The following is a 21524-nucleotide window of genomic DNA, read 5'->3' as shown; positions in this document are numbered from 1 at the left end:
CTGGATTCGGTTCGACGCTGTGTCTCTATTGTTCATCGATCAGTGGGAAGATCTCCGAAGGGTGGCTGATCAGCCCCTTGGCCCCGCTGGACAGCAGCTCTTCGGCCGGACGGAAGCCCCAAAGGACGCCGATGGCCGCCATGCCGGCTCCGTTCGCCGTCCTCATGTCTGTATTCGTATCCCCCAGATAGAGGATGTCCGCCGGCGCGAAACCAAAGCGCGCGGCGATCTCCAGAGCTCCGGCAGGGTCAGGCTTTTTCGGAACGGACGGACGCTGGCCGAATACCATGGCAAAAGGCCGCTGCGGGAAAAAGTGATCGGTCATCTCGACGGTCCAGTCGTGGGGTTTATTCGATAAAATAGCCATCGGAATGCCCCGGGCCGCCAGACCTTCGATCATTTCCGTCACCCCGGCGTAAGGGCCGGTTTTCACGGCCCAGTTCCGTCCGTATTCCGCTTGCATCCCGGCCAGGCAGCGCCGATGCGTCTCGTCGTCTCGTTTGTCCTCCGGCAAGACGCGCTGGACCAGCGTGACCATACCGTCTCCGACGAAATACCGGTAGGCATCGACGGGATGGGTGGGAAAACCGGCGCGGGAGAGCACACGGTTCATCGAATCGGCTAGATCGGCCAGGGTATCGAGCAGGGTTCCGTCCAGATCAAAAATAACGGCCTTGTATGCCATGAGATCACTCCCTTTACAAGATGTCCTTGCTTCCTTTTTTTATTGGCGGCTCAGGCCGGGAATCCCTTTTCCCCTCCTGAAAAAGGTTGATGCGAAGATTTTTCACAATTTTTCCCCTTTTCGCCGCGTCCCCCTCTTATTCCAGGCAAGGAAAATATGTATAATGTAATTGCGATTGCAAAAGACATGCTTGAACAGCAGGACCAAACCCTATTGCCCGTAAGGCGGTGATCTTCTTGATCATTCCATCGGATGCCTCCGAGACTCTCCTGTCGGTCCTCCGGGAGATCCCCTTGCCCTTGGCGGTCGTAAACGCCGACCATACCATCCGCTTTTTGAATCCTGCCGCCGAAGGCTTGACCGGATGGGACAGTCAAAGGGTCACCGGTCGTAAATGCAAGGATTTTTTTCACTTTGATACAAAAGAGGCAGCCGATCCGGCTGCCGGGCAGTCCGGCCCTCCGGCCGTCCCAGCCGTCTATTGCGGCCGGATTGTGACACCGGAGGGAGAGTCGCGATCCCTCTGCGCGCAGGTGAGTTCCATCGCCCTGAACGACGAAAACAAGGTATTGCTGTTCACCCTGGAAGCGGTGCCATCGGAAGATCAATGTCTGCCAACTTGCTCGCCATCCTGTTCGCCATCTAGCAAAAACACCTGTCGAAGCTTGGTTGGAAAGTATTGCTCGCTGCTCGAACAGTGCCGGCAGATGGAAAAAGACCTCCGCGAAAGGGATCAACGTTTTCGCGATGTGGAACGGGCCTTCGACGAGTTTATTTGGGAACTTGACGCAGAAGGCCGGTACACCTATGTGTCGCCCCAGATCCGTTCCATCTTGGGTGTCACCCCGGAAGAACTGATCAGCCAGCCCGTCCGGCGATACGTCTATCCTGACGATGCGGAACGATTCTGGAAGGGTTTCACGAATGCCGCCGTCAATAACGGGATGGTCCGTAACCTGGAATACCGGCGGCTCACCGCTACCGGCGACCTGCGTTGGCTGAGCGCGAATGGCGTTCCGGTCATCGATGAAAAGGGTGCGGTGATCGGTTTTCGCGGGGCTACACTCGATATTACGAAGCAAAAAACGGCGGAGGCCGCCTTGCGCGACAGCGAGGAACACTACCGATCCATTGTTTCGGCCATCGCCGAGGGCATGGTGGTCCAGGAGCGCGATGGGCGGATCGCATCGTTTAACAAAAAGGCGCAGACCATTCTGGGTTTGACGGCCGACCAGTTGCTGGGACGGACCTCTTACGACCCGCGCTGGCGAGCCGTTCGCGAGGACGGCTCGCCTTTTCCCGGCGAGGAACACCCCGCTATGGTCTCGCTGCGGACCGGGAAGCCCTGTCACAATGTGGTCATGGGCGTTCATAAACCGAAAGGAGATATGTCCTGGCTTCTCGTCAACGCCGAACCGCTCTACCGTCCGGGCGAAGACGCTCCTTTCCGGGTCGTGGCAACCTTTACCGATATTACGGAACGGCGCAAGATCGAAGAAAAATTGCTGGAAACGAGAGAGCAGTTGAAGAACCTCTTCAACAGCCTGAACATCGTCTTCTGGTCTTACGATGTGTCACAGAGCCGCCTTTTGCAGCTTTCGCCAGCCTGTGAAGGGCTTTTCGGCGTGCCGGCGAAGACCTTTTTCGATCAGCCGGGAGCCTGGATTCAGGCGATCCACCCCGACGACCTGTCTCGCTTGAAGCGCATGGCCAAACGGGTGCTTGTCGGTAAAGCCGTTCAGGATGAGTTCCGGATCGTCCGCAAGGACGGCGAGGCGCGCTGGGTGAGCGGTCATGTCATCCCGGTAACCGACACTGCTGGGACGGTGAGCCGTCTCGATGGCATGCTCATGGACATTACGGATAAGAAAGCCGTCGACGCAGAGTTGCAGTTCGCCAAGGTCCGCGCTGAAGAGGCCAGTTTGGCCAAGAGTTCTTTCTTGGCGATGATGAGCCATGAGATCCGGACCCCCATGAACGGGATCATCGGCATGAACGAACTGCTGCTCGGTACAAGACTGACGACGGAACAACTAGACTACGCCCAGGCGGTGCAGGAATCGGCTGAACTCCTGCTCAACGTGATCAATGACATCCTCGACTACTCCAAAGTGGAAGCCGGCAAGATGGAGTTGGAGACGATCGATTTCGATCCTGTATCGGTCATCGATGGCGTGGCCCGCCTGCTCCGGGGCAAAGCCAAGGAAAAGGGCCTCACCATCACCACGTCCATCGCCGAGGAGGCGCGCTTCCTCTTCCAGGGCGACCCGGGACGTTTACGGCAGGTGTTGCTCAATCTCGTCAGCAACGCCGTCAAGTTTACCGACAAGGGCGCCATCGACATCCGCGTCTTCTCAGTTTCCGAAACTGATTCCCTGGCTACGGTCCGCTTCGAGGTGTCTGACACGGGCATCGGCATTTCGCCGGAGATCCGGGACTGCCTATTCCGACCCTTCAGCCAGGGAAACACGTCGATGACGCGCAAATATGGCGGAACCGGCTTGGGTCTCGCCATCTCCCGGAACCTCGTCGAACTGATGGGCGGCAAGATCGGCGTCCAGAGCAAGCCTGGCGAAGGCTCCACCTTCTGGTTCACCTTGCCGGTGCGCAAAAGCGCCTTCACGGTTTTGCCTGTTGACACCGCCGAGGTCACCTTGAATCATCTTTCAAATCCCCCAGCTCATCCCTCGGCTGATCATCCTGCCAAGCATCCCTTCAACCATTCCACCAATCATCCCACCAATCATCCCACCAGTCACCCCCTCAACCAACCCGTGATTCAGCCTGTGGTACATCCCGCTCGTTCCCCGGCTCATCATCCCACCCATCCCCCTGCTCATCCGGCTCATCCGGCTCATCATCCCACCAATATGGATTTTCCGGCTCCCCTCCCGCCGCTTCGCAAGGTGTCCATTCTGGTAGTGGAAGACAATCCGGTCAATCAGAAGCTGATCACAGCGCTGTTGCGAAAAATGGGTCTCTCCGTCCGCTGCGCCGGCACCGGTCTCGAAGCTATCGACGCTTTGGGCGAAGAGGGTTACGCCCTCATCCTGATGGACTGTCAGCTTCCCGATCTCAACGGTTTTGAGACGACCCAGATCATTCGTGACAGTGAGATCGAAACAGGCCAGCACATCCCGATCATCGCCATGACAGCCCTGTCCATGCAGGGCGACCGCGAACGGTGCTTGCAAGCGGGGATGGACGATTACATCAGCAAGCCGATCGACAGGAGACAGTTGACGGCCATGCTCGCCCGCTGGCTGAGCCTGGGCGCTGACGAGGAAACGGGAACCGATAAAAGTGTCTCGTAGAATCCTCTAGGTTTTACAGCTTGGGCGGCAACCTAAAGGGGTCTAAATACGTCAAAATCCGCTCAATCGTTTATAGTAAAAAAGGGACTGACCCGCACACTCATTGGGTCACTCCCTTTTTTCTTACCCGTCTCTTACTCCTTCGGCGGGCGATGGTTGAAGACGACGATCCGGCTTTCCGTCATCTCCCGGACGGCGTAGGCGGGACCTTCTTTGCCGGAGCCGCTGTGTTTGACGCCGCCGTAGGGCATGTTGTCGGCGCGGTAGGTGGATACGTCGTTGATGATGACGCCGCCCACCCGGATCTCGCGGGCGCAGCGGAGAGCCACGTCGAGGGAGCCTGTAAATACGCCAGCCTGCAAGCCATATTCGGAATCGTTGATCCGGTCGAGGGCTTCATCGAGGGTTTTGTAGGTGGCCAAGCAGACGACCGGGCCGAAGATCTCCTGGCACCAGACGCGCATCCCTGCACGCACGTCGGCGAGCACCGTCGGCTGCACCAGGGCGCCCTGCCGGGTTCCGCCTGTCAGCAACACAGCGCCGCTCCGGAGGGCATCTTCAATCCAGTCGATGACCCGCTCCGCCTCTTGTTCGCAGATGAGGGGGCCCACATCGGTGGTTATGTCGAGGGGGTTGCCAACGATCAGTTCTTTCGTCCGGGCGACGAGTTCGTGGGCAAAGGCGTCGGCGATGCTTTCATGGACAAGGATGCGCTGGACGGAGATGCAGATCTGTCCGGCATTGGCAAAAGCCATGCGGGCGCATTGCCGGGCGGCCAGTTCCAGGTCGGCGTCTTTGTGTACGATGGTGCCCGAATTGGCGCCCAGTTCCAAGGTCACTTTACGCAGTCCCGCCCGCTCACGGAGCCTTTTTCCGACGGCATAGGAGCCGGTGAAGGTGTAGTAGTCGATGCCCTGGTTCTCTAAGAGCCACTCTCCGACCGTCCATCCGGGGCCGATGACCATGTTCAGCCAACCTGCCGGCAAGCCGGCTTCCTGCATGTACCGGGCAAGGGCGAGGGCAGACAGGGGGGTCGTTGAGGCCGGTTTGGCCACCACGGCGTTGCCGGCGGCGATAGCGGGGCCAACCTTGTGGCAGAGCAGCTTCAAAGGGTAGTTGAAGGGGCTGATGGCGCAGACGACGCCGACAGGCACGCGGATGGTGAAGGCCATCCGGTTTTCCGAGCCCGGAAAGGCTTCGACGGGGACCGTCTCGCCGGTAATGCGCAAGGCTTCCTCGGCAGAAAGGCGGATGGTCTCGGCAGCCCGCCCCACCTCGGCCAGGGCGTCCTTCAGGGGTTTGCCCGCCTCGGCGGCAATGAGACGGCCCAACTCCTGTTGGTTTGCGAGGAGGAGTTCCCGTGTCTTCATCAGGATGCCATAGCGCTGCTGGGCGGTCAGCGGCTGTGCCAGGGCGCGCCGCGCCGCCGTCACAGCTGACGCCGTTTCAGCCTCACCGGCCTGGCTGACACAGGCCAACAGTTCTCCCGAGTATTTATCGCGGACCTCTAGCAGGTCTTCTGTCATCACCCATGCGCCGTCGATCAGCAAGCCCATCGGTTGCGCCTTTTCCATGTGGTCTCCCTCCAGTCAAAGACTTGGTTTTCTTAAAATATCGTACCAAGTCCTACTGAAGCTGTCCAGATTTGGGATCGTTCCCCTCTGCTTTACCACATTTTTCTGTTTTTCTGAAAGGTGTTGCGCAACTACCGCCCGCCTTCGCGCAAGACTTCCCGGATGATGTTGTAATTTTCATCGCGCGTGTCGATGAACCCCTGGATCGATGATTCGGCCATGACCTTTCTCCCCTTGTCGGTGCGGGCGAGGGCCAGCAGTCCTGCTTTCAACCGGTCGACGAGGTCGCTGTTCAGCCGGCCCCGGGCAGCGATGCAGTCTTTGGGGATCGGCTCCGTTTCGGCCAGGTAGACCAGGTCGTTGACAGGCAGGTTGCGCTTGCGGGCGTCGTCGATGGCCTCGGAATAGGTGGCGCCAGCTGCGACTTCGCCTTTGAGGACCGTTTCGATGACACGGCTGTGGGTCCCCTGGAAGATGATCTCGCCCAGATCCCTGTCCGGGTTGAGGCCGGCCCGGCGCAGCAACAGGCGCGGGTAGGCGTAGCCTGAGGCGGACTGGGGATCGACGAAGGCCATCCGCTTGCCTTTTAACGCGGAAAGGTTCGCGATGCCGCTCCCCTTGCGGGCGATGATGTAGCCCTTGTAGGATGCGTGGCCGTTGACGATCGGGGTGGCCAGCGGGATGACCTTTCCCTTCGCAGCCGCGTTGACGTAGGCCAGCGGCGAAAACCAGCCCACATCGGCGATCTCATCGATGAGGCAGTCGGCCAGGGCGTTGTAGTCAGAAGCGATGAGGATGCGTGGCTTGACGCCGAGGTTGTCGCAGAGGGCGGCGATGACAGGGAGATACTGCTGGCGAATGGTGTCGGGGCTCAAGGCGGGGTTGATGCCGATGACCAGTTCGTCTTCCCCCTTGAAGCGGGCCGCCTGTTTTTGCAGATGATGGACGTTGCTGTTGAGCCCTTCCGCCAGACCAAGCAGTTTGCCATGGTGTTTCTCCTGATCGCGGACTCGGGACATGATGTCCTGCATGCCGTCGCCAAGGGAAACGAAGATGGCGGCCAGTTGTTCCGCCCCCTCGGCGTGCTGGGCCGTGGCCTCGAAGAGTTCCTTGTTCAGTTCGGTGATCTCGCCGAAGGTCTTGACTGTATGGGAGAGAACATCCCGGCCGGACCGGACATCCTCTGTGATGGTATTCAACTGTTTGGAACTGAGATCGGCGCCGGCAGCGACGATATGGATGTCTTGATTGATCTGGTCAGCCGCCTTTTGAATCCCCTGGGCTGACTGGGCGCTTTTTTCAGCTAGTTTGCGAATCTCTTCGGCCACAACGGCGAAGCCCCTTCCGGCTGTGCCGGCGCGGGCGGCTTCGATGGAGGCGTTGAGGGCGAGGAGGTTCGTCTTTTTGGCGATATCACGGGCTTCCCGGACAAAGCGGGCGATCTGTTCCGACTCTTCGCGCAATTTGAGGGCCGCCTGAGCATATGTAAGCACATCGGAGGCGATCCGTTGCAGGAGGCGTTCCGCCTCGGCGACTCTTTTTTCACCCTCACGGGCTTCTTCGAGACGGGACGCCGACAGGTCGGCCACTTTCCGAGCCCGCTCCTCAAGCAGCCGGGCCACGCCGGTCATCTCCTGCAAACGGGCCGAACCGTCGAGCAGGTCCTGGCCGTTGCGCTCGGTGATCTTGACGAGGCTGCGGGCCACTTCCGCCGTTTCGCCGACGGTCCATTTGACCTGGTGGGCGTCGAGTCCCAGTTTCTCCGATAAGGGCAGGATGTCGACGTTCGCTTCCTCACGAGGCTGGGGGCACATTGTCTTTTTCATCGTAACCTTCCTCCATGGTATACAAGAAAAAATGAGCCATGCCGATAGCTTCCCTTCTGCCCGCATTCATTGAATTAAGCGATGAAGAGCAACTGCCATGGCATGGCCCTGCAGGTGTTGTTTTTTTCTACAGGCGCAGTGTGATGGACACGTTATTAGTACAGGATGCGTTTGGCGCGGCTATCGGTGAAGTCGAGGTTGTAGAAGGCGTTGAGACCGCGGTAGCAGGCCCGTTCGCCCAGTTCCTCTTCGATGCGCAGCAACTGGTTGTATTTGGCCACCCGGTCGGTCCGGGAGGGGGCGCCGGTCTTGATCTGGCCGGCGTTGACGGCCACAGCCAGGTCGGCGATGGTGGTGTCATCTGTCTCGCCGGAACGGTGGGAGACGACAGCCGTGTAGCCGGCCCGGCGGGCCAGTTCGATGGCGTCGAGGGTCTCTGTCAGCGTGCCGATCTGGTTGACTTTGATCAGGATGGAGTTGGCCACGTTGGCGGCGATGCCCCGGGCGAGGCGCTCCGTGTTGGTGACGAAAAGGTCGTCGCCGACGAGTTGGAGTTTTTTGCCGAGGGCTTGGGTGAGTTTGGCCCAACCCTCCCAGTCGTCTTCGGCCAGGCCGTCTTCGATGGTGATGATGGGGTATTTGGCGGCCAGGTCCTGATAGAAGGCGATCATCTCGTCGGCCGTGCAGGTCGCTCCTTCGCCGGCGAGGATATATTTTCCGTCTTTGAAGAGCTCGGTGGCGGCCACGTCGAGGCCGAGATAGACGTCTTCGCCAGGCCGGTAGCCGGCTTTTTCAATGGCGTTGACGATGACGGCCAGGGCTTCTTCGTTGCTCTTCAGGTTCGGGGCGAAACCACCTTCGTCACCGACGGCGGTGTTGAGTCCCTTCGCCTTGAGCACGCCTTTGAGGCTGTGGAAGATCTCGGCGCCCATGCGCAGGCCTTCGGCGAAGCTGGAAGCGCCGACGGGCAGAACCATGAACTCCTGAATGTCTACGTTGTTGTCGGCATGGGCGCCGCCGTTGAGGATGTTCATCATCGGGACCGGCAGTTCTCGGCCGTTGATGCCGCCCACGTACTGGTAGAGGGGTAGGCCGAAGTAGTTGGCCGACGCCTTGGCCGCCGCCAGGGAGACACCGAGGATGGCGTTGGCGCCCAGTTTGCTCTTGTTGTCCGTGCCGTCCAGTTCGATCAGCTTCTGGTCGAGGGCGGCCTGATCGGCGGCGTCCATCTGGTTCAGGGCCGGTTTGATGATGTCGTTCACGTTGGCGACGGCCTGGCGGACGCCTTTGCCCAGGTAACGGCTTTTGTCGCCGTCGCGGAGTTCGACGGCTTCATACGCGCCGGTCGAGGCGCCTGAGGGAACGGCGGCGCGGCCTTTGCTGCCGTCGATGAGCCAGACATCCACTTCCAGAGTCGGGTTGCCCCGGGAGTCGAGGATTTCGCGCGCTTTAATATCGCTGATGATCGTCATGTTGCTTCCTCCATATCGTGCGTCGATGCGCCCATGATGCCCTATTCTAGTCAACTGCTGTTGCGTCCACGAGTCAAGGGAATGCTCGTCCTATCCATTCGTCGTAACACTCGTCGTATAGCGTTGACGTGCGATTCCGTATCTTGTGCTAAACCATCCTTATCGAGCGCCGTCGATGATCCCCTGAAAATCGGCGGCCTTCAGGCTGGCGCCGCCGACGAGGGCGCCGTCGATGTCGGGACGGGAGAGCAGGCTCGCCGCATTGGCAGCCTTGACGCTGCCGCCATATTGGATGCGGACTGCCGCTGCTGCCGCGTCGCCGAATTCGGCGGCCACGGTGGCGCGGATGAAGGCGATGACCTGCTGGGCGTCGTCGTCAGAGGCGGTTTTTCCGGTGCCGATGGCCCAGACGGGCTCATAGGCGATGACCAAAGAGGCGACGGCTTCGGCCGTCAGTCCGGCCAGAGCGCCGCGGGTCTGGGTGGCGACGATGGCTTCCGTCTCCCCCGCTTCCCGCTGGGCCAGGGTTTCGCCGACGCAGACGATGGGTGTCAAGGCGTGGGCCAGGGCGGCCTTCGCTTTGCGGTTGACGAGTTCATCGGTTTCGCCGAAGTACTGGCGCCGCTCTGAATGGCCGAGGATCACATAGGTGCAGCCGACGTCCTTGAGCATATTCGGCGAGATCTCGCCGGTATAGGCGCCCTGCTCTTCCCAGTGCATGTTCTGGGCGCCGAGGGCGATGGGGCTGTCTTTGATGATGGCCGCCACGGCGGCCAGGGCGGTGAAGGGCGGGCAGAGGACGATCTCCGCCCGGATTTCCCCCTGCTGCCCTTTTAATGCCTCGGCCAGTTGAACAGCCTCGGCGATGGTCTTGTGCATCTTCCAGTTGCCAGCGATGATGGGTCTTCGCATTTCGGTGCTTCGCTTCCCTTCTGTATGGAAATCCAAAATGATTGGTGATCGCATTTTTCCAGACATAGAGGCGCTTTTTTCTGTTCGTTTTCGCTATTGTTTGTCCCGCAGAACGGCCACACCAGGCAGGGTCTTGCCTTCGAGGAATTCCAGGGAGGCCCCGCCGCCAGTCGAGATGTGGCTCATCCGATCCGCCACTCCCACTTTGTTGACGGCCGCCACCGAGTCACCGCCGCCGATGACGGTCGTGCCGCGGCACTCGGCCATGGCTCGGGCTACGGCTTCCGTTCCCTTGGCGAAGTCGTCGATCTCGAAGACGCCCATGGGGCCGTTCCACAGCACCGTGGCCGCCTCTTTGACCACGTCGGCGTAGAGTTTGGCCGTCTCGGGGCCAATGTCGAGGGCCATCCAGCCGGGCTCAATGGCGTTGACACCGACCGTCTTCTGGGGCGCGCCGGCCGCGAAGGCCTGGGCGACGACGACATCGGTGGGCAGCAGCAGGTTCACCTTCTGCGCCTTGGCGCGCAGGATCAGTTCGCCGGCTAGGTTCACCTTGTCGGCCTCGACGAGGGACTTGCCTGTCTCATAGCCGAGGGCGCTCAGGAAGGTGTTGGCCATGCCGCCGCCGATGATCAGGCTGTCCACCTTGTTCAAGAGATTCTCGATGACGCCGATCTTGTCAGAGACCTTGGCGCCGCCGATGACGGCGACGAAGGGCCGCTCGGGGTTGGTGACGGCCTTGCCGAGCATGGCGAGCTCTTTTTCCATGAGAAAACCGGCGACGGCAGGCAGGAAGTCGGCGACGCCAGCGGTGGAGGCGTGGGCGCGGTGGGAGGTGCCGAAGGCGTCGTTGACGTAGATGTCGGCCAAATCGGCCAGCGCTTTGGCGTAGGCCTTTTCGTTCTTTTCTTCTTCCTTGTAAAAGCGGACGTTTTCTAAGAGGAGCACATCGCCCTCTTGCATGGCATCCACGGCGGCCTGGACTTCCGGACCGATGGAGTCGTCCACCTTGGCGACCGGTTTGCCGAGGAGCTCGGCCAGGCGCTTGGCCACGGGGGTAAGGCGGAACTCGTCGACAGCCTGGCCTTTCGGGCGTCCCAGGTGGGAGGCGACGATCACCCGCGCCCCCCCATCGATCAGGTGCTGCAGCGTCGGCAAGGTCATGCGAATGCGCGTGTCATCGGTGATGACACCGTTTTTGAGGGGGACGTTCAGGTCTTCCCGGACGAGGACGCGCTTGCCCCGCACCTCGATGTCGCGAAGGGAGATCTTCTCCATGCTTACAGCCCCTTTGCGGCCATCAGCAGGGCCAGGTCGACGACACGGTTGGAGTAGCCCCACTCGTTGTCATACCAGGCGACGACTTTGGCCATCTTGCCGTCGAGGACCATCGTGGAGGGGGCGTCGACGATGGAGGAATGGGGATTGCCGTTGAAGTCGCGGGAGACGAGGGGCTTTTCACAGAAGGCCAGGATGCCTTTCAGGGGGCCTTCGGCGGCGGCCTTCAGGGCGCTGTTGATGGCTTCTTCGGTGGCCGGTTTTTCCAGTTCAGCCACCAGGTCGACGACGGAGACGTTGGGGGTGGGCACGCGCATGGCGAAGCCATTCAGCTTGCCTTTCAATTCGGGCAGGACGAGGGCGACGGCCTTGGCGGCGCCGGTCGTGGTGGGAATGATCGACTGGCCGGCGGCGCGGGCGCGGCGCAGGTCGCTGTGGGGCAGGTCGAGGATGCGCTGGTCATTCGTGTAGGCGTGGACCGTCGTCATCAGGCCGCGGACGATGCCGAACTGCTCATGGAGCACCTTGGCGAAGGGGGCCAGGCAGTTGGTCGTGCAGGAGGCGTTGGAGACGACGTGGTGGTTGGCGGCGTCGTATGTATGGTCGTTGACGCCCATGACGATGGTGGCGTCGATGTCTTTGCCAGGGGCCGAGATGATCACTTTTTTAGCGCCGGCCTGGATGTGCTTGGCCGCATCGGGGCCTTTGGTGAAGCGGCCCGTCGATTCGACGACGATGTCGACGCCGAGCTCTTTCCAGGGCAATTTGGCGGGGTCTGTTTCGGCGCAGACCTTGATCTCGACGCCGTTGACGGTGATCGCTTTTTCGGAAACGGTCACTTCATAGGGCAGTTCGCCATGGATAGAGTCGTACTGGAGCAGGTGGGCCAGCGTCTCGGGGCTGGTCAGGTCGTTGAGGGCGACGATCTCCACGTCAGAACCGGCTTTCAGCATGTCCCGCTTCAGCATGGCCCGCAACACGTTGCGGCCGATCCGGCCAAATCCGTTGATGGCAATTTTCGTAGTCATCTTTGCATTCCTCCATCATTTTGTTCATTCTTGATTCGGGTAAAAGGAAAAGGCTTTCGCAACGAAGGGGTTTCTCTGGGGCAGGCTTGTATTCGTAAAAGGTTTTGAAAGAGAGAGCAGGCGCGGAGAATGGATCGCTTGATCCATTCAGCGGCCTGCTCAAAACCTCCGGGGCCTGATGTCAAGTTAATCGTGCGAAAGAAGGAGGCATCGAGCGGGCATCTCAACTTTTATCAGAGAGTGTTTCCCTAGAGGCGGCTACGGACAAACTTGACACCCTCGCCAACCTCGCACAGCTTCGGTGGGCTTAGAGGACTTTCGCCGTCCCCCGGTAGATGAGGCCGCGCCGTCCGTCGACGGTGATCGTCTCCCCTGTCTCGAAGAGGGACAGGGCGTTGTCGACGCCGACGACGGCAGGGATGCGGTACTCGAGGGCCATGATGGCCGCGTGGGAGGTGAGGCCGCCCTCTTCACAGATGATGGCGGCGGCGTTCTTCAGGTAGGGGACGTGCTCGGCGTCGGTGCCGATGGCGACAAGAATCTCGCCCGGTTCCAGGGCAGAGGCCTCAGCGGCAGTGCGGACAACTCTCGCCTTGCCGGTCACTGACCGGGTGACGATGCCGGTGCCCCGGGCAGCCGCTTTGCCGACGGTGTGGACCTTGAGCAGGTTCGTCGAGCCCTGCACGCCGACAGGGACGCCGGCGGTGATGACGACGAGGTCGCCGCCCTGGATCAGGTCATGCTCGACGGCCACATCGACAGCTGTCGCCAGCATACGGTCCGTGTCGGTCAACTGGAGTGACGGCAAGGGAACGACACCCCAGACGAGGGCCAAACGGCGCAGGACTTCCGGCCGGGGGGTGACGGCGACAATGGGCGCCTGGGGACGGTAGCGGGCGATCATGCGGGCCGTATAGCCGCTGGCGGTGGCGGTGATGATGGCCGCCGCCTCTAGTTGGGTCGCCGTGACACAGACGGCCTGGCCGATGGCGTCGGTGACGCTCGTCTTGCCGTTGTGGACTGTCTGGTTTCTTTGCAAGGATGATTCGGCGCGCCGGGCGATGCGGTCCATCGTCTGGACGGCGACGACAGGGTACTTGCCGTTGGCCGTCTCGCCGGAGAGCATGATGGCGTCAGTGCCGTCGAAGATGGCATTGGCCACGTCGCTCGCTTCGGCGCGGGTCGGCCGGGGGTTGTTCATCATGGAATCAAGCATCTGGGTGGCCGTGATCACCGGTTTGCCGAGGCGGTTGCATTCGGCGATGATCGATTTTTGCAGGATGGGCACCTCTTCGGCGGGGATCTCGACGCCCAGGTCGCCCCGGGCGACCATGATGCCGTCAGAGGCCTGGATGATCTCGTCGAGGTTGTCTACGGCTTCGCTGCTCTCGATCTTGGAGATGATCTCGATGTTGGCGCCGCCTTCTTCGAGGAGTTTGCGGATGGCCAGCACGTCGGCAGCCTTGCGGACGAAGGAAGCCGCGATGAAGTCTACCTTCTGCTCAATACCGAAGCGGATGTCGGCAATGTCCTTTTCGGTGACCGAGGGCAGGTTGATGGAGATGCCGGGGACGTTGACGCCTTTTTTGTTGGAGACCTTGCCGCCGTTGAGGACGCGGCAGATGACGTCGTTGCCATCGACGGCCTCTACTTCCAGTTCGACAAGGCCGTCATCGACGAGGATGCGGACGCCCGGTGACACGTCTTTGGGCAGGTCGGCATAGGTGACAGAGACCCGCGATGCGTCGCCGAGGATGGGATCGGTCGTCAAGGTGAATCGCTGACCTGCTTCCAGGAAGATCGGCGGAGCGGCGAAATCGCCCGTGCGGATCTCCGGTCCCTTGGTGTCCAGCAGGATGGCTACATTAGCGCCGAGTTCTGCAGCGATGCGGCGGATGGTCTCCATGCGGCGTCCATGTTCCTCATGGGAGCCGTGGGAGAAGTTGAGGCGGGCCACGTTCATGCCAGAACGGATGATCTCTCTCAGGGTGTCCGGATGCTCACTGGCCGGCCCGATGGTGCAGACGATTTTTGTCCTTCGCATATGATACCTCTTTCACAATAGAACTCGGTCCCATTGTAACACGTCATTCTCGTCGGCACGAATTCCCTACGTTTATAGGTCCTATGCCAAAAAACGATACTACAGCCCGTACGCCTCAGCCAGCAGTTCGATCGGATGGACCACCGGCAGGCCGGTCACATGATTGATCTGCAACTGGCACATGCCGCATTCGGTGACGGCCTGTTTGACGCTCGTGTCGGCGACGGCCCGAACGATATTCTGGCCGATCTCGCGGGCGATGGGGTACTTTTCTTTTTTAAAGCCGTAGCTGCCGGAGAGGCCGCAGCAACCGGCGTCAAGGGCGGCCACCTGGAGATCGGGGATGAGCCGCAGGATCTCCTGAGAGGGGACGCCATAGCCGACGGCGCGCAGGTGGCAGGGCTGGTGGTAGCCGTAGCGCCGGGGCAGTGGTTTCAGGTTCCTATCCAGTTGCCCCTTCTCATGGAGCATCACCAGGTACTCGAAGGCGTCGTAGGTGTTTTCCGTCACCAGGGTCGTGTCCATGTCGAAGAGTTCATGGTACTCTTGGCGCAGCATCAGGTTGCAGCTCGGGCAGGTGGTGACGACGGCATAGCCCTCGTTGATGTAGCGGTTCAGCTTGGCCAGGTTGTTGACGCCGTAGGCTTTCGCCTGATCCATGAGGCCGTTCGATACGGTCGGCAAGCCGCAGCAGTTGAAGTCGTCGACGACCATCTCGATGCCGTTGTGGGCGAAGACCTTGGCCAGCGCCAGGCCCACCTCGGGGGTGTAGTAGTTGACATAGCAGCCGGGGTAGTAGAGCACCTTCCCTTTCGGATTGGCGATCTTCTTCGGCTTGAACTGTTGCAGGAACGTTTTCGAAGCGAAGCGCGGGAAGGGCATGCCGGCGGCGACGCCGAAGAAGGCTTCTCCCATGGCCCGGAAGGGACCGACACCGGCGGCCCAGTTGACGATGGACGGTGCGATCTGAGCGGCTTTGCAGATCAGTTCGACCCGGCCCAGAACTTGGTCGCGAAGAGGAGCGCCGTTGAGGGCCACATACTCCCCTTTGGCCTTGCAGTTCATGGTGGCTACGTTGACACCAGAGGGGCAGACGAAGTCACAGGTCTTGCAGTTGCTGCAGTAGCCGATGGAGGGATGGACGGCGGCCGGTTCGTCGAGGCGGAAGCGCTCCAGGTCAGGGCCGTTCTGTTTCGGTCCGGCGTACTGGTCGGTCACCTTGACGACGGGGCAGTTGGCCACACAGATGTTGCATTTGATGCAGTTGTCGAGGATGAGATGACGGTCCTGACTCATTGTGCCACCTCCCCGGCGAGCTTGCCGGCCTTGTAGCCGGAAGCGACGGCGACGCCGTTGCCGCATTTTTCGATGGGACCATTGGCGCCGGCCAGGTTGGCGCCGGTGATCCGCACGTTTTCCAGGCAGACCCGGCCTTCCCCGTCAAGGGGCTGCAACCGGTCGTTGACAGCGATGCCGAAGCGGTTGAAACCGTGGCCGTTCATGGAGAGGAACTCGCCGGAAGCCCATTTTTCCGCCGTGCGGACGGGCAGGTTGAAGATGACTTCCCGCGCCTCGCCGATCCGGCTGTCCAGGCCGCCGCCGACGAAGGCGCCCGTAGCCAAGATATAGGTCTCGGCCGAGAAGGTGAAGGTCTTGCCTGCGCCTTCGGCCGTCACCTGGAGGCAGCGGTTGCCCTCTACCTTGGCGCCGGTGAAGGTGCAGCCGATGATCACATCGACGCCCATGTTGCGCAGATGCTTGAGCAGCAGTTGCTGCAACCGCTGACCGGGGAGGGCCGGCGGGATATTGGCCACTTCGTAGACGGGAGCGCCCAAGGCTTTCGAGAGCTGGCCGGCCACGTCGATATCGAGGCGCTCGCCGAGCACCGGCGGGAAGAGGACGACCGTTCCATTGACGATGTGGGGTTTGATCTGTTCGACTGCTTCCTGGATCCCTTCGGCTTGTTCCAAGCGGTGGGCCAGGGTGGTGGCGTAGAGTTTTTTCCAGGCGCTGCGCAGCTTGACGACGGTCAGTTTCACCGTGTCCGGTAGGTTGCCGTTGCGGGCCAGGTTGGAGGCCATCACTTCGGGGTAAAAATCCTTCAGTTCCTCATAGCCGACGATGACGATCCGCTTGGCCTTGTCCAGGTCCTTGACGGCCATCGAGGGCGGCGCCAGGAAGGAAGGCCGGAAGGTGCCGACGGCTGTCGGCAGCAGCCAGTTGGCGCCGCCGTTGTTCCGGTAGTGGCAGCCATAGCGTTCCGTAAGGCCCTGGAAGTAGCTCAGGCTCTCTTCGAGCACATCGGCCACTTTCGTGTAGGGGTGATCGGGGTTTACTTCGATCAGGCGGTCGATCTGGGCCAGCGGGTTTTGGCAGACCTGTTGCAGGTCGTCGATGTCATATCCCCAGAGATCGATGCAGCCTGAGGAGAGGCTGAGCGAGCCCATGCCCTTGGCGGCCACGGTGACCCGTTTTCCCGATTCGGCCGCCTTGGCGGCGGCCAGCAGGCCGGACAAGCCGGCGCCTATAATCAACACATCTGTCTTTTTGTTCATCATTTCATTCTCTCCATGCCGAAGAGTGTGCAGAAGATCTCCGAGGACAGTTGGGCTTCCCGCAGTTGCTGGCCCCAGAGGACCGCCCGGACGCCGCGCCAGCGGTTTTGCAAAAACTCGGCCAAGAATTCGCGATGGGTGCCGGTGAACTGCTTGTGATCGCTCATGGCCCCAAGGGTGCGGTAGCTGCAGAAGATGCCCTGGCAGGTGCCCATGCCCATGCGGGTCTTGCGGCGGATGTCGCTCAAGGTCTTGCTGTCGCCGTCGCCGGCCACATGGTCGATCTCGGCGGCGCTGACCATCTCGCATTCGCAGAACATGCGGCGCTTGGTGCGGTCTTTCTCCGCCTCGGCGACGACCTTGGCGAAATCTTGGCCGAGCCGTTCCGCCGCCTTTTTGGCGCCAGAGACGCCGAAGACCTTTTTCCCCCGCTCCATCAGTTCCGCCGGCTGGGGCGCGCTGAGGGGCTCTTCCTTCGTCCGGCAGGGGGTGCTGTTGCCAAGTTTTTTGGCAGCCAGGTCGACGGTCTTTTCGGCCATCAGACGGAAGGTGGTGAACTTGCCGCCGACGATGCTGATCAGGCCGGTCAGGCCGTCACGCTGTTCATGATCGATGAGGGCGAAGTTTCGCGTCACCGCCCGCCCGCCGGCGCCTTTGTCGGCCTGGTAAAGGGGCCGCACGCCAGCGAAAGCGCGGATGATCCGGTAGTCGTCGATGCGGGGCATCATCTCCCGGCCGACGGCGAGCATGTCTTGGACCTCTTTATCGGTCGTCTTGAAGCTGTTGGGATCGTCGACCGCTACAGAGGTGGTGCCCAACAGCGTGATGGTGCCGTGGGGGACGAAGATGTCGGCGTCGCCAGGGGGTCGCAAGCGGTTGACGACCTGGTTGGTCAACCGGTGGTTGAAGGCGAGCAGGGTGCCCTTGTCTTTGATGATGCTCACGTCGAGACCGGCCAGCGCTGTCACCTCGCCGGCCCAGGCGCCGGCGGCGTTGATCACCATCTCGCACTCGATCTGACGGGTCTCGCCGGTCAGGGTGTTGGTGATCTCCACACCAGTGACACGGCCGTTCGAACGATGCACCGCCGTCAGTTTGCTGTAGTTGGCCATCTTAGCGCCGTAGCGGCGGGCCGAGTGGACGTTGCTCCAGAGCAGACGGAAGCCGTCGACAGCCGCATCAGGCACGGTAAAGGCGCGGGTGATCTTCGGCGAGAGAACAGGGTACTTCTTGATCAGTCCTTTGACGTCGAGTTCTTCCGTTTCGATGCCCGCCTCGGCGCAAGCCTTCACCCACAGTTCGGCGTACGCCGGGTCGTCGCTCGGCAGTTGGGCGAAGAGGCCGCCCGTCGGCTCGATGCAGTCCGGTGCCAGGCGACGCAGCAGAAGATTCTCTTCGATACACTCTTTCGCCGCCTCTTTATCCTTGACGGCGTAGCGGCCGCCGCTGTGCAGCAGCCCGTGGAACCGGGAACTGGTGCCGTGGGCCAGATCGCCCTGCTCAACCAGGAGGGCCGATATGCCCCGCATGGCCAGGTCGCGCAGGATGCCTGTCCCCGTGGCGCCGCCTCCGATCACCACCACCTGAACACGTTCGGTTACCATTGGTCAACCTCCGTCCCTTTCGTCATATAGAAAACATTCACCCAATGGATAGTCATCCAATTTATGAAAAAAAGCCGCCAATGCCGGGACTCCTCCGGTACTGCTGCGGCTTCTCCAAACTCACAAGCCCGTATCAAGTTCTATGGGTTCTATCTTCGAGAGGTTGAACGAACTTGGGGTCGCTGAAATAGCTCTATCGAATTGGCCTCTCGGTCAGGTGGCAACCCTAATGGTTCGTTGACCGACGACCAGAATTGACGACGTTATCGGATTGTGCGAAAGGGAGAAAGAGGAGCCAGGAGGAAACCGCGCCGCCTGTCAAGCAGACAACACGGCCTCCCCCTACTCACTTTGCTTCTGTGACCCGATGATCTACGGTTTCGCTGCATCGCTCTATCGCTGGTTCGCTGACGCTTATTCACTACATCGCCGGTTCACGAAGCAACTGTTGCACAGGTTCTGAATTCACAGATCGCTAACCTGCGTCGCAGGCTCGTTGCTCTGTGATTAGTTTTCCGTTTCCCAGTCCATGCTGCGGGTGACGGCCCGTTTCCAGCCGCCGTAGAGCTTAGCCCGCTTTTCGTCGGCCATTTCGACTTCGAAGCGGTTGTCAAGCTGCCAACGCTTGGCCAGCTCTTCTTTGCTCTCCCAGAAACCGACAGCCAGGCCGGCCAGGTAGGCGGCGCCCAGAGCGGTCGTCTCAATGATCCGGGGGCGGTCGACAGGAACGCCGAGGATGTCAGCCTGGAACTGCATGAGCAGGTTGTTGGCGACGGCGCCGCCGTCCACTTTCAACGCTTGCAGCTTGATGTTGGAGTCGGCCTCCATGGCGCCGAGGACATCCTTGGTCTGGTAGGCCAGGGCTTCCAGGGCGGCGCGGACGATGTGGGCCTTGGTGGTGCCGCGGGTCAGGCCGACGATGGCGCCGCGAGCGCGCATATCCCAGTAGGGAGCGCCCAGGCCGGCGAAGGCGGGAACCATGTAGACGCCGTCGGTGTCATCCACTTTGCCGGCGAAGTATTCCGAGTCGGGAGCGGCTTCGATCAGTTTCAGGCCGTCGCGGAGCCACTGGATGGCGGCGCCGGCGATGAAGATGGAGCCTTCCAGAGCGTATTCCACTTTGCCTTCGATGCCCCAAGCGATGGTGGTCAGCAGGCCGTTCTTGGAGTCATACAGTTCAGAGCCGGTGTTCATGAGCATGAAGCAACCGGTGCCATAGGTGTTCTTGGCCATGCCGGGCGCGTAGCAAGCTTGGCCGAAGAGGGCGGCCTGCTGGTCACCGGCGGCGCCGGCGATGGGAACGGCGTGGCCGAAGAAGAGTTCCGTATCCGTGCAGCCGTAGACTTCGCTGGAGGGCTTCACTTCCGGCAGCATGGAGGCGGGCACGTTCAGGGCGGCCAGCAGCTCTTCATCCCACTTCAGATCGCGGATGTTGTACATCAGGGTCCGGGAGGCGTTGGAGTAGTCGGTGACATGGACCTTGCCGGCGGTCAACTTCCAGATCAGCCAGGTGTCCATGGTGCCAAAGAGCAGTTCGCCTTTTTCGGCCTTTTCCCGAGCGCCTTCCACGTTGTCCAGGATCCACTTGACTTTGGTGCCGGAGAAGTAGGCGTCGACGACGAGACCGGTCTTGGTCCGGAAGGTTTGTTCCAGGCCGCGGGCTTTCAGTTCGTCGCAGATGGCGGTGGTGCGGCGGCATTGCCAGACGATGGCGTTGTAGACCGGCTTGCCGGTAGCTTTTTCCCAGACGACCGTCGTTTCACGCTGGTTGGTGATGCCGATGGAGGCGATCTCTTCGGCGCTGACACCGGTCTTGGCCAGCAGTTCGGCGATGACGCCATACTGGGTGCTCCAGATCTCATCGGCGTTGTGCTCGACCCAGCCGGCTTTGGGGTAGATCTGGGTGAATTCTTTTTGGGCTACGGCGACGATGTTGCTGTCCTTGTCAAACAGAATGGCGCGGCAGCTCGTGGTGCCTTGGTCCAGAGCCATAACGTACTTCTTGCTCATCGAATCCGACACTCCTTTAAATCTTTTGATTCATCAAATTTGATTCGAAAGATCGCTGTACGGACTGTTCCTGTGATGAACTCGTTCACCGTCGATTTGATGGGCATTCCTTTTTTCTACAAAAGGTCCAACCGGGATGCGGCTTTAGGATGGTTCTCCCGTTTCAAGCGGCCGGCGGATGGGGCGATACCGCCAGCATCAAGGTTATGATTGCGGAAAAGGGTCGCTTCTTTTTTTCCTGTGAAGCGTGCCTTCGCGGCGGTAAGATTAAGCGCCGAAGAAGGTGGCGTAGAAGAATGCGCCGAGTACTGCGCCGATGATAGGACCGACGACGGGAACCCAGGAGTAGGCCCAGTCAGAGCTGCCTTTGCCAGGGATGGGAAGGATGGCGTGGGCGATACGGGGGCCGAGGTCGCGGGCAGGGTTCAGGGCGTAGCCGGTGGGGCCGCCGAGGGACATACCGAGTGCGACGATCAGCAGCGCAACGGAGATGGTGCCGACGCCGTCCGCCATCTTGTTGGCGCCGAGGGCGAGGATGCCCAGAACCAGCATGGCGGTGGCGATGACTTCAGTGACCACGTTGGCGCCGAAGCTGCGGATGGCCGGGCCGGTGCTGAAGACAGCCAGTTTGAGGCCGGCGTCATCGGTTTCCTTCCAGTGGGGCAGGTAGGCCAGGTAGACGAGCACTGCGCCGAGGAAGGCGCCGATCATCTGGGCGGCGATGTAGCTGGGAACCTGGGCCCAGGGGAATTTGCCGATGGAGGCGAGACCGATGGTCAGAGCGGGGTTGAGGTGGGCGCCGCTGTACTGGCCGACGCTGAAGGCTCCGATAAGAACGGCGAGACCCCAGGCGACAGTGATGACGATCCAGCCAGCGTTCTGGCCTTTCGATTTGTTGAGCAACACGCCGGCGACTACACCGTCACCCAGGAGAATCAGGATCATCGTACCGATAAGTTCTGCTGCAAACGGCGACATAGTTTGTCCTCCTCGTACTGTTTTTCCTTTTGCTTTTTCGCATGCAACCAGCGGATTCGACGCGCAGGCTTTTCGCTTACCGCTTGCCCCATTTGGTATTTCATCGCTTGAATCGGAATCATCCCCCTTGCCGGTATTATCCGGAGCGATAGGAGGTTGGCCGCTTTTTTGCAGATCACTCCCTTCCTTGCGTAAGATATCACGACCACATCTTCGCCGAAAGGTTTCGAGCGTCTAAGCGGCC

General features: G+C 60.8%; 14 protein-coding genes. 1 reads left to right on the top strand and 13 read right to left on the bottom strand.

Annotation, left to right across the window (positions count from 1 at the left end; translation table 11 throughout):
* Positions 1–25 precede the first annotated feature (25 nt).
* On the bottom strand, positions 26–685 hold the full coding sequence (locus AC0CW1_RS14485) for an HAD family hydrolase (protein WP_488183714.1): 660 nt from the start codon (positions 683–685) through the stop codon (positions 26–28).
* Positions 686–921: 236 nt separating this feature from the next.
* Here AC0CW1_RS14485 and AC0CW1_RS14480 point away from each other — a divergent pair, with 236 nt between their 5' ends.
* On the top strand, positions 922–3999 hold the full coding sequence (locus AC0CW1_RS14480) for a PAS domain-containing hybrid sensor histidine kinase/response regulator (protein WP_488183713.1): 3078 nt from the start codon (positions 922–924) through the stop codon (positions 3997–3999).
* A gap of 134 nt (positions 4000–4133) precedes the next feature.
* On the opposite strand, the gene AC0CW1_RS14475 is transcribed toward AC0CW1_RS14480, so the two are convergent.
* From AC0CW1_RS14475 to AC0CW1_RS14420, 12 genes are all read right to left on the bottom strand, one after another.
* A complete protein-coding gene (locus AC0CW1_RS14475; RefSeq protein WP_488183712.1) occupies positions 4134–5573 on the bottom strand; it encodes an aldehyde dehydrogenase family protein in 1440 nt (479 codons plus the stop codon).
* A gap of 131 nt (positions 5574–5704) precedes the next feature.
* A complete protein-coding gene (phnD, locus tag AC0CW1_RS14470) occupies positions 5705–7399 on the bottom strand; it encodes a phosphate/phosphite/phosphonate ABC transporter substrate-binding protein (protein WP_488183711.1) in 1695 nt (564 codons plus the stop codon).
* Positions 7400–7554: 155 nt separating this feature from the next.
* On the bottom strand, positions 7555–8871 hold the full coding sequence (gene eno, locus AC0CW1_RS14465; protein WP_488183710.1) for a phosphopyruvate hydratase: 1317 nt from the start codon (positions 8869–8871) through the stop codon (positions 7555–7557).
* Positions 8872–9030: 159 nt separating this feature from the next.
* Entirely contained in the window at positions 9031–9783 is a 753-nt protein-coding gene (gene tpiA / locus AC0CW1_RS14460) for a triose-phosphate isomerase (RefSeq protein WP_488183709.1), read from the bottom strand.
* Positions 9784–9876: 93 nt separating this feature from the next.
* Positions 9877–11061 (bottom strand): phosphoglycerate kinase, encoded by a 1185-nt coding sequence (locus tag AC0CW1_RS14455; protein ID WP_488183708.1) that lies wholly within the window; start codon positions 11059–11061, stop codon positions 9877–9879.
* A gap of 2 nt (positions 11062–11063) precedes the next feature.
* Positions 11064–12089: a type I glyceraldehyde-3-phosphate dehydrogenase gene (gene gap, locus AC0CW1_RS14450; protein ID WP_488183707.1), complete on the bottom strand. Its 1026-nt coding sequence runs from the start codon at positions 12087–12089 to the stop codon at positions 11064–11066.
* A gap of 307 nt (positions 12090–12396) precedes the next feature.
* Positions 12397–14133, bottom strand: coding sequence for a pyruvate kinase (pyk, locus tag AC0CW1_RS14445; protein WP_488183706.1), 1737 nt, complete (start codon positions 14131–14133; stop codon positions 12397–12399).
* A gap of 99 nt (positions 14134–14232) precedes the next feature.
* Positions 14233–15429, bottom strand: a complete 1197-nt coding sequence (locus AC0CW1_RS14440; RefSeq protein ID WP_488183705.1) for an anaerobic glycerol-3-phosphate dehydrogenase subunit C — start codon at positions 15427–15429, stop codon at positions 14233–14235.
* Positions 15426–16688, bottom strand: coding sequence for an anaerobic glycerol-3-phosphate dehydrogenase subunit GlpB (gene glpB, locus AC0CW1_RS14435; protein WP_488183704.1), 1263 nt, complete (start codon positions 16686–16688; stop codon positions 15426–15428). The genes AC0CW1_RS14440 and glpB overlap by 4 nt, the downstream gene beginning before the upstream one ends.
* Positions 16688–18292, bottom strand: coding sequence for an anaerobic glycerol-3-phosphate dehydrogenase subunit GlpA (glpA, locus tag AC0CW1_RS14430; protein WP_488183703.1), 1605 nt, complete (start codon positions 18290–18292; stop codon positions 16688–16690). The genes glpB and glpA overlap by 1 nt, the downstream gene beginning before the upstream one ends.
* A 507-nt stretch (positions 18293–18799) precedes the next feature.
* Positions 18800–20302, bottom strand: a complete 1503-nt coding sequence (glpK, locus tag AC0CW1_RS14425; RefSeq protein WP_488183702.1) for a glycerol kinase GlpK — start codon at positions 20300–20302, stop codon at positions 18800–18802.
* 267 nt (positions 20303–20569) lie between these two features.
* The gene (locus AC0CW1_RS14420; protein WP_488183701.1) at positions 20570–21280 is read right to left on the bottom strand and encodes an MIP/aquaporin family protein; all 711 of its coding nucleotides are present in this window, start codon (positions 21278–21280) and stop codon (positions 20570–20572) included.
* Positions 21281–21524 lie beyond the last annotated feature (244 nt).

The organism is Heliomicrobium sulfidophilum, from assembly GCF_057715735.1.
This window is presented reverse-complemented; position numbering and strand designations above follow the sequence as displayed.